Below are 7,018 nucleotides of genomic sequence, written 5' to 3'. Positions count from 1 at the left end.
TAGCGGTAGTCTTTCTTGTAAATCTTAAGAGAAATATCGCGTCTGGCTAAGGCGTGCAAGTCTACTAAGGGATAACCGCTCCCATGCTCCCGTTGAAGTAGAAAGTAAAGTCTAGCTTTGTCTAGGTTTTATATAGCAGATTCACCAAAATTCAGCTAAACCTTTAATTTACACACCTTAACTAAAAGTTAAGGTGTGTCTATTTTTAGCCTCCGTTGGCATATATAGCAGGGGGCAGGGGGCAGGGGGAAGCCTTGAAACGCTTGAATTTCAATGGTTTTATCTTCTGTTTATGTCCTAACTACCTTGGCGGTTGCTATATCAACACAGAAAACTAGAATTTTCCTCAATTGTGCATAAAGTTAGTCAATCCAGACGTAATAACAATAAAACATCTCAGATGTTCTGATGTCAAAACTAGTTTGACTAGAGTAGGGCGGCGTTCCTGGTAAATAGGGAAATTGACTAGCACTATTCCTTGACTGAAAAGCACCCCTTCTAGGGTGGCGAATTTATGCGCCCGTACCTTGCATTTATATTCATGGTCGCGGATAAGTTACGGAGGTTCTGGTGATAAATGGGGGTTGTGATGCCGAGTTTAATACAGGTTTTTGAGGGACGCAAGGCAAAGGATAGGGAAAATTTAGCTGATTACTGGGGTAAGCGTCTAGCCGCAGAGTGTCCAGAACAAAGTGTAGCCAACCGAGAAAGTATTATTCTCTGGCTTTTGGGAAGTGATTTAAAATGCTCGGATCAGTTGAATCGCCAACAACTCAACATTGCTCAACAATGTATTCAGTATCGCTGGAGGATTTTACATCAGCACTACCTGGGCTACGGAACAGAAGTGGCCTATCGTCACCTACTAATTCGTTTAGCAGGTTTGGTGACATTACGCAATAAGATTCAGACTTGGGTTTCTTTGAGTTGCGATCGCCAGCGTACTGTCATCGATGTGTTACAAGAGGTCTTACAAGACCTATTGCAAAATGATCGATATATGCACCAGCAAATGGCTTGTATAGCTGAATTTACCATCGATCAACGGCTGCGGGATACCCTTTTATTTGCCAGTATAGAAGAGTATTCTATGCGCCCAATACGTAATCAACCCTTACTCCTATACAGATTTGTCAACTACCTGCGGCGAATTCAGCGTGGTGGCTTAACCCAAGTGCCAAATACTGAATTGGTCAAGATGGTTTCGGTACACACCCTCTCAGATAACAGTGAGAATGCCTTGACCCGGGCTGATCATCGAGCGATCGCCCAATATCAAAAGACACAAGAACTAGAAGAACAGCAGATACTGCGGCATCTGGTAAAAAAAGAATTTGCCGAATATTTACGACAAACCCTAGGAAAAGAGGCAGTAGAGTGGCTGCGGTTGTATCTGCAAGGGCAGTCTCAAGATGACATCGCGAAAAAACTACATAAGTCCACCAAGGAAATTTACCGCCTACGAGAAAAAATTAGCTACCATGCCGTGCGCATCTTTGCCCTCAAAGTTAATCCAGAACTGGTTGATAACTGGTTGGCAATATCCCTCCCGGAAAATAATTTGGGGCTAACTGAAAACCAATGGCAGCGACTGTACGAAATCTTAACTCCTATGAAGCGACAGATCCTAGACTTGCGTAAAGCAGGTAACTCTATAGAAGCAACGTCTAAACAGTTAAACCTCAGCCAGCATCAAGTCTTAGCCGAATGGAGAAAAGTTTATCTCGCAGCCCAATCTTTAAGAACTCGGAATACGAACTGTCCCAGGATCTAGGCCAAAGATGGGGAATGTCGCAGATCCGGTTAAATGTGGGAAACTACCTATATATAATCAATCTGAGACTGGTGAAATATGTTCAAAAGTTGACTGTAATTATATGTGCTGAGATTGCGGCAATAGAACAGATAGAAATGTGCCACATAGACAATTCGTTTTCATTCCGCATCTAGTGCTGCGGTAAGGTATACGGAAAATATGCCCTAAGAGTATAAACTCTTACCCATAAATTCCGAGTAACATCCGTGAGAACCAGAGCATGGCGAGTGTCAATCGGTCTTAAGTCTACAGTTGTTAACTATTAACTATTGACTATTGACCATTAACTCTTGACTATTAACTATTAAGTGAGGATTTATAACTCTTTTTACACATGATTAAAGCAACAGCACCTCATATCGAGATTGGCATCCAGGAAACAGTACCGACAATTCATTACCTTGTGGCAATGCCTCAACCAGAAACTCACCTGTTTGAGGTTACATTGGAGCTAACTAACCATTCATCGCAAATTCTTGACTTAAAAATGCCGGTATGGACACCAGGGTCATACTTGGTGCGAGAATACGCGAAAAATCTCCAAGATTTTGCCGCTTTTGCCGGCGATAAGCCTTTAAATTGGCGAAAAATTAGCAAAAACCACTGGCAGGTAAATACAAGTGGTGTTTCACAGTTAAGTGTGCGTTACCGAATCTTTGCCAATGAGCTATCGGTACGGACGAATCATTTAGATAAGACTCACGCCTATTTCAATGGTGCTGCACTGTTTTTTAGACTCCCTACTTGGGAAAGTCTACCAATTCAGATTACTGTCGTACCACCACAGCCAGACTGGCGGGTAACTACTTCTTTACCGACAGTTGGTGGGCAAAGCCATACTTTCTGTGCTGGGGATTTTGATACCCTTGTGGATAGCCCCTTTGAAATTGGTAACCACCAATCATATTACTTTGAGGTTTTGGACAAGCCCCATGAACTGGCTATCTGGGGAGAAGGGAATTTACCATCAGAACGGGTAATTACTGATATCAAAAAAATTATTCAGGTAGAAGCTCAGATGTTTGGGGGTTTACCCTATGACAGATATATTTTTCTCCTGCATTTATTCGCCCAAGCTTATGGAGGATTGGAGCATAAAAACTGTTGTTCATTAATTTACCAGCGTTTTGGGTTTCGCAATCAGGAGAATTACGAGCGGTTTGTGCAATTAGTGGCACATGAATTTTTTCACCTGTGGAATGTCAAGCGGATTCGCCCCAAAGGGTTAGAAGTGTTTGATTATGAGCAGGAAAATTATACACCTTCTTTGTGGTTCTGTGAAGGAACTACAAGTTACTATGACTTACTGATTCCTTTGCGAGCTGGCATTTATGATGCTAAGTCTTATTTAAATCATTTGAGTAAGGAAATTACTAGATTTCTGACAACGCCAGGGCGCAAGGTGCAAACACTCGCGGAGTCGAGTTTTGATGCTTGGATTAAACTTTATCGTCCAGATGCCAATAGCAGCAATTCCCAAATGTCCTATTATCTTAAAGGGGAAATGGTTTCTTTGTTGCTAGACTTGTTAATTAGAGCGCGACATGGCAATAAGCGATCGCTTGATGATGTGATGCTGCAAATGTGGCGGAAATTTGGAGAACCGGAAATTGGCTACACCCCGGAACAGTTACAGGAGGTAGTTGAATCGGTAGCGGGTGTGGATTTGTCCAATTTCTTTGAATCCTACATTAACAGCACTGATGAATTACCTTTTAATCATTACTTGCAACCCTTCGGTTTACATCTGGTAGCGGAACGGGAAGAAGCACCTTATTTAGGTATCAAGGTGAAAACCGAACATGGCCGGGAAGTAATTAAATCTGTAGAAGTGGGTTCACCAGCACAACTAGCGGGAATTGATCCAGGTGATGAGTTGTTGGCCATTGGGGGTGTACGCTTAACTGCTAGTCAACTTAATGAGCGCCTCCAAGACTACCAACCACAGGATAGTATTGAAGTAACGGTTTTTCACCAAGATGAATTACGTACCCATTCTGTTACCCTGGGTACACCACGCCCTGGTAAATTTGAGATTTTGCCAGTAGCTAATCCCGATAGCTTACAAAAGGAGAATGGAGCAGGATGGTTAGGAGTACCGATAGTTAATCTTGGTTGATAGGAGGTTGGGAGGCTCTTTTTGCCTCTCAAACCTGATTATCTGGTTGTTGCAGCTAAAACACACAGATCCAATTCTCGCAGTTGTTGAGTTAGGAAAATATAAACCATACAATTTACACTTAGGAGGATAGCGATCGCCTTCCCCGTGTATGAACAGTATAATAAGTAATTTATCCTGGTCTACCTATGGGGGTGTTGCTCAACTTATACCGGTTGAGTTTACCAGTAATCAGGCTTTTTCATCGGTGCTTTACAGATTGATGGCTAGTGGCTACCCTAGGGTAATCGATAAATTGCCATTATTATTGATTACCGGTAATTCATGTTTGAGCTTATGCGTATCTTTTCAACCCGAAAACTCTGCTTTACATTAGGTTTTGGTGCTTTCCTGGTCATAAGTACAGCCACTAGTACTTTATTCAGTCACTCAAACAGTGAACCAGGGATTTCAGAACATGAGAATAAAAATTATCTTTTAACTAAATCACAGATTTCCCAAGCTCAAATTTTGCCAAATCCTGTTATTCTTCCCCAAATATCTGATTTAAATATTATCTCCCCAAATATCTCTACATCTACAATATCTCAAGGGCCAATACCTGTAAGTTATCCTGTGGTTGACGAGTGGCAAAGGTTCAAGTTTAGTATTCAAGGTAGCCAGGTTTTCAGTCCTGGTAAACTACCCACATCTAATATCAATTTTCAACAAAGAGATTTATTAACCGTTCTAGTTAACACCAGAAATTATTTTCAAGACAATGCGGATAAAGACCCAAATATTTTTCGCCGGGGTCTGCTGGGTACTCAGGGAGTGGGTGTACAGGATATTGTCAGAACTTTAGATTTTATGATTACTGTATTAAGGGAAGATATCGCCAACAATCGCATTACCAGGTTAAAAAATCCTGATTTTATTAATCAGAATTTTCGGGTGATTAAATGGACTCCCCATAATCCTAGTGACCGGGGACAGAAGCAGGTAAGAATTACCAAATATGCTGTTTTTGAGCATACAGGGTCCCGTACTAAAACTTCTACTTATAATATCCCAATTTATAGTTTAAAAGATGACCAAATTGCTGATAAATTCTATACTAGATATACAAAACAGGATGTTTTATCAGGGATTTATGAGCCGGGTGGTAAAGAATATGGTAGAGTTCAACCCCTGGCTTATTTGACCCGCAATGGGTTAGAAGAAGCTTTAATGCAGGGAACAATTCTGATTAATTTTACCGATGGTACTCAAGGATTTTTCAATGTGGATAGAAATAATGGTATTTCCTATGTCCGGGGATTAAAAGCCACAGCACAACAGCGTTACTGGTATTTTAGAGAGGTGGATGGTATTAAAGGTTACGGACATAATATAAATGCGAAAATTTCTATCAAGCCAGGAGTAACTTTTGCTGGGGATGTTCTGAATATGGGCTTAGGTAGAATAGTCGTGATTGAAGATACTAGAGGCGGTCGGCAACATTTACAAATGGGCGTGATTGCCGATACCGGGGGAGCATTTTTACCTAATCTTTATCAACTAGACTTTTTAGCGGGAACCTTTAAGAATCGCCAACAGTTCACCCAGCATATTAGACAATTACCTGAGTTTGCCACAGCATACTTTTTAGTGAAAAAGTGATAGCTGTTATTTGCAGGGTAAGGGTTTGAGTCAGTACAATATCCCGGACTTCTCTAAGAGGATATTTGATAAGTTTTTTATTGTCATCAATGACACTGATTGATCCCCCCAACCCCCCTTAAAAAGGGGGGCTAAATTTTTAACAAAAGGGTGATTTAGGGGTATCTGAAAATATTCGATACATCATGAGAGACTTTTAAAACATCCTCTAAGCTGGTAGCTGAGGTAATTGGCGATCGCCAGAAGTCTGTTTACAAGTTTCACCAGGATGAGCAAAGTGATGCTCCTTCTTATAACCCTTCTTTGCTATTAGCGGCCCACCACAATACGGACAAGCTAGGTTAGTACTACCGCGTCCCACCTCATCAATAGAAACCAGGCAATTATTTAAATTAACCCCGTATCTTAGACACATTCATCTTACCCTTTTTCTGATACCGCAAATGACCACATTTTTTTTGTATCAATAAAAGGAAGAGTCAGAAGTTAACGTTGCTGCTGGTTGAGACAGTTTTACCGCTTGCCAACTTTTGTGGAGTGCCAGGTATCTCCAATGCTACTAGCTGACCTTCCCGGTTACAGGGTTGGCGAGTCGGCTTTTTAGCTTTTCTCATCAACACAAGGGCGAACAGTTCCCTAAAACCTGTTCAGTCCTTACTTTCAGGTGTCTTTGCAGCTACAGTGAGTTTAAAAGCACCAGTACCATTTGATACATAACAGTATTACCTTGAGTGCGGTATAATTCCGCTGCTCTTTGGTAGTCTTCCCTTGCTTTGTTAATATCTTCTAGCTGAAGGTAAACAACACCCCGAAGGTTGTAAGCATTAGCATCATCAGGATTAATCCTAATAGCTCGGTTATAATCAGCCAGTGCTAAATCCCATTTTTCCTGTTTATAGTAAAGCCAACCCCGATTGTTGTAAGCATCAGTATAATTAGGATTAATCCTAATAGCTCGGTTGAAATCAGCCAATGCTAATTCCCATTTCTGCTGCTCACGGTAAACAGTACCGCGACCAATGTAAGCATCAGTATAATTAGGATTAATCCTAATAGCTCGGTTGAAATCAGCCAATGCTAATTCCCATTTCTGCTGCTCACGGTAAACAATACCGCGACCCATGTAAGCATTAGCTAAATTAGGATTAAGTCTAATAGCTCGGTTGAAATCAGCCAATGCTAATTCCCATTTCTGCTGTTGAGCGTAAACAATACCGCGATTGTTGTAAGCATCAGTATAATTAGGATTAAGTCTAATAGCTCGGTTATAATCAGCCAATGCTAATTCCCATTTCTGTTGTTGAGCGTAATCAACACCGCGATTGTAGTAAGTTACAGCTAAATCCCGATTAGACCGACTTTGACTGTAAAGTATTGGTGGTCTTTGACTAACTACTTGGGAATTTTTAATAGTTAACGCCTGGTTTTGATTGGTTTGACCC

The 7,018-nt window shown here is 41.1% G+C and carries 5 protein-coding genes; 3 read left to right on the top strand and 2 right to left on the bottom strand.

Annotated elements, in window-relative coordinates; translation table 11 throughout:
- The first annotated feature begins 577 nt into the window (after positions 1 to 577).
- From PN447_RS17535 to PN447_RS17525, 3 genes are all read left to right on the top strand, one after another.
- Positions 578 to 1,774, top strand: coding sequence for a HetZ-related protein 2 (locus PN447_RS17535; protein WP_271764296.1), 1,197 nt, complete (start codon positions 578 to 580; stop codon positions 1,772 to 1,774).
- 376 nt (positions 1,775 to 2,150) lie between these two features.
- A complete protein-coding gene (locus tag PN447_RS17530; RefSeq protein WP_271764295.1) occupies positions 2,151 to 3,935 on the top strand; it encodes a M61 family metallopeptidase in 1,785 nt (594 codons plus the stop codon).
- 336 nt (positions 3,936 to 4,271) lie between these two features.
- The gene (locus PN447_RS17525; protein ID WP_271764294.1) at positions 4,272 to 5,576 is read left to right on the top strand and encodes a hypothetical protein; all 1,305 of its coding nucleotides are present in this window, start codon (positions 4,272 to 4,274) and stop codon (positions 5,574 to 5,576) included.
- A 208-nt stretch (positions 5,577 to 5,784) separates the two neighbouring features.
- Here the strand turns inward: PN447_RS17525 and PN447_RS17520 are convergent, their stop codons facing one another.
- Together PN447_RS17520 and PN447_RS17515 are read right to left on the bottom strand one after the other, a co-directional pair.
- Positions 5,785 to 5,991 carry a competence protein CoiA family protein gene (locus tag PN447_RS17520; RefSeq protein ID WP_271764293.1) on the bottom strand — a complete coding sequence of 69 codons (207 nt, stop codon included), beginning with the start codon at positions 5,989 to 5,991 and terminating at the stop codon, positions 5,785 to 5,787.
- A gap of 261 nt (positions 5,992 to 6,252) precedes the next feature.
- Positions 6,253 to 7,018: tetratricopeptide repeat protein (locus PN447_RS17515; RefSeq protein WP_271764292.1), on the bottom strand; the 766-nt coding region annotated here is incomplete at its 5' end.

Source organism: Anabaena sp. CS-542/02, assembly GCF_028331085.1.
GTDB classification, from domain to species: Bacteria; Cyanobacteriota; Cyanobacteriia; order Cyanobacteriales; family Nostocaceae; genus Anabaenopsis; species Anabaenopsis arnoldii.
Note: the sequence above shows the minus strand (reverse complement) of the source record. Positions and strands in the feature narration are given on the sequence as shown.

Bases quoted from the DNA above. Each gene is read 5' to 3' on its own strand.
- PN447_RS17535 (WP_271764296.1), top strand. From the start codon at position 578: ATGGGGGTTGTGATGCCGAGTTTAATACAGGTTTTTGAGGGACGCAAG.
- PN447_RS17530 (WP_271764295.1), top strand. From the start codon at position 2,151: ATGATTAAAGCAACAGCACCTCATATCGAGATTGGCATCCAGGAAACA.
- PN447_RS17525 (WP_271764294.1), top strand. From the start codon at position 4,272: ATGCGTATCTTTTCAACCCGAAAACTCTGCTTTACATTAGGTTTTGGT.
- PN447_RS17520 (WP_271764293.1), bottom strand. From the start codon at position 5,991: ATGTGTCTAAGATACGGGGTTAATTTAAATAATTGCCTGGTTTCTATT.